General features: G+C 35.2%; 2 protein-coding genes and 1 pseudogene. All 3 read right to left on the bottom strand.

Annotation, left to right across the window (positions count from 1 at the left end):
* Nucleotides 1–422: pseudogene (locus DWW43_RS12160) on the bottom strand (hypothetical protein); the annotation flags it as partial.
* A gap of 65 nt (nucleotides 423–487) precedes the next feature.
* On the bottom strand, nucleotides 488–1543 hold the full coding sequence (locus tag DWW43_RS02070) for a PDDEXK nuclease domain-containing protein (protein ID WP_119962571.1): 1056 nt from the start codon (nucleotides 1541–1543) through the stop codon (nucleotides 488–490).
* A gap of 551 nt (nucleotides 1544–2094) precedes the next feature.
* Entirely contained in the window at nucleotides 2095–3444 is a 1350-nt protein-coding gene (locus tag DWW43_RS02065; RefSeq protein WP_119962570.1) for a hypothetical protein, read from the bottom strand.
* Nucleotides 3445–3988: the final 544 nt, after the last annotated feature.

Below are 3988 nucleotides of genomic sequence, written 5' to 3'. Positions count from 1 at the left end.
AGTACAATCTTTCCTTTTGAATTAACAAAAAAAATCTTCTTCCCGATTGTTTTGGCTTTATTCTTATAGGAAGAAAGTGATTTTTTTACGAACTTCTTGCCGGAAAAATGATACCAATACCCACCGGAAATCTTCTCGGTTACATATCCCTTTGAGCCAACATAATATACATACTTCCCGTTCTGATTTTTCTTCCACCCGGTCTTTTTATCTGTTTTTCCGGATGCATTTTTGTAATAATACTTATTGTCATTTTTTTTGATCGTACAAGTAGCTGCCGAAAGTTCTGCCACTTTCTTATCCGTCTTTTCATATGCTGAAATTGTTGCTGTATCATCTGCGGCAGCATATACCACCCCTGACATTGTGAAAATCAATGTAAATGTAATCAGCAGACTTAATAATTTCTTTACTCTCTTCATTCGTTTATCCCCTTTCTCACTTTATGCGTATAATAATACTACTAATAAAAATGTAGCACAATATTTTATTTCTCTTTCTCAGACAATGTCGGATGCTGCATATAAAATATTTCCTTTTGCCTGTCTATCTCTGCTTTCAACTGCTCTTTTGTCGGCAAATATGTGAGATATTTTGACATAAAAAGCCTGTCATTATCATGCAATACTGAATACCTTGCTATATCCTCATCTGTTTCCGCACAAAGCAATATTCCAAGTGTAGGATTATCGCCCTCTTTACATTTTAGTTCATCATACATACGAACATACATATCAATCTGTCCTACATCCTGATGTGTAATTTTTCCCATTTTTAAATCAATAAGCACATAACATTTTAATTCAATATTATAGAAAACAAGATCTATAAAATAATCTTCTGTCTCAGTAACAATATGCTGCTGTCTGGCAACAAAAGCAAATCCCTTTCCCATCTCCATCAGGAAATCTCTGATATGTGTCAAAATTGCAGACTCCAAATCACTCTCAATATAAGAATCTTCATTTTTAAAGCCTAGAAACTCTGCAACAATCGGACTTTTTAGAAGTTCAAATTTATTTTTTTGACTTTCCGTTGTTTTCTGTATCATCTCTTTAATAACTGCATCTTTTTTAGGTGACTGCATTAGTCTGTAATAATATTGTGTACTGATATTTCTGTCTAAAGTTCTAACGCTCCAACCTTCTGTTGCTGCTTCGTTCATATACCATAACCTGGCATTTTCATCTGGCACACGTAAAAGTGCTCTAAAATGAGACCAATTTAGATTGTGAACACATGTGTTCACAATTTGCTCATCAGAAAAAGCAAGATAAAATTTACGAAAATATTGCAAATTTCTTTTTGAAAAACTTTTTCCATATTCCTTTGTAAGTTCATCTGCCAATGCCTCGATTAAAGCCTGACCATATTTTGCTCTTTCTTTTCCATCCTGCTCCTGCTCCACAATACGCTTACCAACATGCCAATAGGTGAGTACCATAGCCTTATTGGCTGCATTATAAGCTACTTCACGACCAGATGAAATAATTCCCTTTATATCGGCAATCACCTCCTGATAGTTCACAATATCATTTGGCATATTAACTAACCTCTCTTTCCAGTTTTATCCGGCACATACATAACAGCTTGTCTTAGTCCACCTGCCACCGTCTCTCCAATTTTGATTGTAACTTATTTTTCTATGCCTGACAACAGCTAAACCTCTCTCCATCTTTCTTGCCGGTCGCATTGCGTATTATGCAAATTAATTTTGGTCGCAGCCCAAATTTTTTCCTTTATTTCTTCCCCCACTTTTCTGGTTTTCCTGTTACACCTCGGTGAGAATTTACAGATTGAGTTTTAAATTACCATGAGGTTTTCTTTATTACTCCACCACACACTTTCCTGCCTATTCCGTATTTAATAAAGGTATTTATTTGGTTTGATGAATACAAAATTACTTTTTATCTATTTTCCCATAAAATATAATCAAGGTGAAGAATTCAAATTCTTCACCTTGGTTGTTATTATTATTTTCAGATTATTTTCCTTTTTTATTTCAGAGAACTAGGTTCGGTGCCGTAAAAAAATTATATAAAAAGGAATCAAAACTGTATTAATTATAACATATTGATATAGTGGTGTCAATAATTAGTCCTCATACGGAACTCCTGCTGTAACTGAAGCGTACTTATTTCCATATATGTTTACCAAATCTCCACTTTTATCTGGAGTGTAAGTTGTTTTAAATCCAACTCTGACTGCATGTTCGGTCATTTTCTCGCCGCACACCGTACATCTCCGGTGTTCATCCCACTCGGACCATTCTGGGGTGATTGTGGTTGGAACATAGTCGTATTCGGCAGGATGATGATTTATACTGGTAACAACTCGTGTTTCCGTAGGCTTCGTATGTCCAGTTTCTTTTTTGTGTTTTTCATAATCAATAACACATTCTGGAAAATAAACCCATCCCTCTACCGGAGCTGTCCATACTCCATCACCATCAAGATCAGTCCATTCTTCTCCTTCCTTTGGTTTTTTATTCCACACACATGTTAAACAAACTGTTTTATCCTCCCATATTTTTTCATCCCAAGCCGGTTTAATTTCAGTGTATATATATTTCACTATTGCATCATGCTTTACATAGTTCGTATCTTTTAACATAGTATGATCTTCTGCCAAAGGCGACCACTGGTGCGTGTGAGCCGGAATTGTATCATCTGTCTTACCGTTATTATTTTCACCTGTATTATCTGATTTTCCACTATTGGAATTATCCGGAGTTTTTGTTTCAATCTTTGTTTTTGTACATGTTCCGTCCGCCTTGATCGTGAACTTGTAATTACCGGATTTTACTGTCTTGGCAGTCCTAATCATTGATCCGTTCTTATCTACATAGAAATACTTTCCTTTGACCTTGATCCGGTCATTCTTGTACTTCTTTAAACTCTGGGCTTTCCAAGATCCACTTGACACCTTGTAGTATTTCTTTCCCGTCAGCTTTACAGATGCCGTACCGGTTCCGGAAACATAATAAGTATAAACCCCTGACACCTTTTTCCAGCCGGATTTCAGTACAATCTTGCCTTTTGAATTAACAAAAAAAATCTTCTTCCCGATTGTTTTGGTTTTATTCTTATAGGAAGAAAGTGATTTTTTTACGAATTTCTTGCCGGAAAAATGATACCAATATCCACCGGAAATCTTCTCGGTTACATATCCCTTTGAGCCGACATAATATACATACTGCCCGTTCTGATTTTTCTTCCACCCGGTCTTTTTATCTGTTTTTCCGGATGCATTTTTGTAATAATACTTATTGTCATTTTTTTTGATCGTACAAGTAGCTGCCGAAAGTTCTGCCACTTTCTTATCCGTCTTTTCATATGCTGAAATTGTTGCTGTATCATCTGCGGCAGCATATACCACCCCTGACATTGTGAAAATCAATGTAAATGTAATCAGCAGACTTAATAATTTCTTTATTCTCTTCATTCATTTAACCCCTTTCTCACTTTATGCGTATAATAATACCACTAATTAAAATGTAGCACAATAATTCTCAGAAAACAATGGCGATGTTTAGTTATTCTGAAAATTTAAGGGGCAACATATTCGCTTGTAAATTGCGTATACATCCTGTTCTGTCGGACACCATTCGTCATTCTTGATCTGCCTAAATTTTTTATTAAATTCCAAGTTCTGGAATCCGCTCCCCCAGTGATGCGTTTTACGACTTATTAAGGTAAGAATGTACCATGTGGATTTTACTTGTCATTCATTTTGTCATCGTCCTTATCCGTTAGCTTCATCTAACAATTTTCCACATGTGGAAAATTTAACCACATGTTATTTCATTTCTCTTAATTGCCGATATTGTATTTATATTTCTTAACCAAATCCTAACCATTCTAGAATTGACAATCCAAAGCTCTATGAACTATAATAAACTAAGTCCTTTAATTACACCTTCTGGTTTACGTTTTATCTAACCAGAAGGGATTTTTAATTTATTCTTTTATAGTCGTTATAATCATCC

Source organism: Clostridium sp. AF15-41, assembly GCF_003604095.1.
Lineage (GTDB): Bacteria > Bacillota > Clostridia > Lachnospirales > Lachnospiraceae > Coprococcus.
The sequence above is the reverse complement of the archived record's forward strand: the minus strand, read 5'-3'. Positions and strand labels throughout refer to the sequence as shown.

What these genes read in the sequence shown, in the direction of transcription:
- DWW43_RS02070 (WP_119962571.1), bottom strand. Translation starts at nt 1,543, where the DNA reads ATGCCAAATGATATTGTGAACTATCAGGAGGTGATTGCCGATATAAAG.
- DWW43_RS02065 (WP_119962570.1), bottom strand. Translation starts at nt 3,444, where the DNA reads ATGAAGAGAATAAAGAAATTATTAAGTCTGCTGATTACATTTACATTG.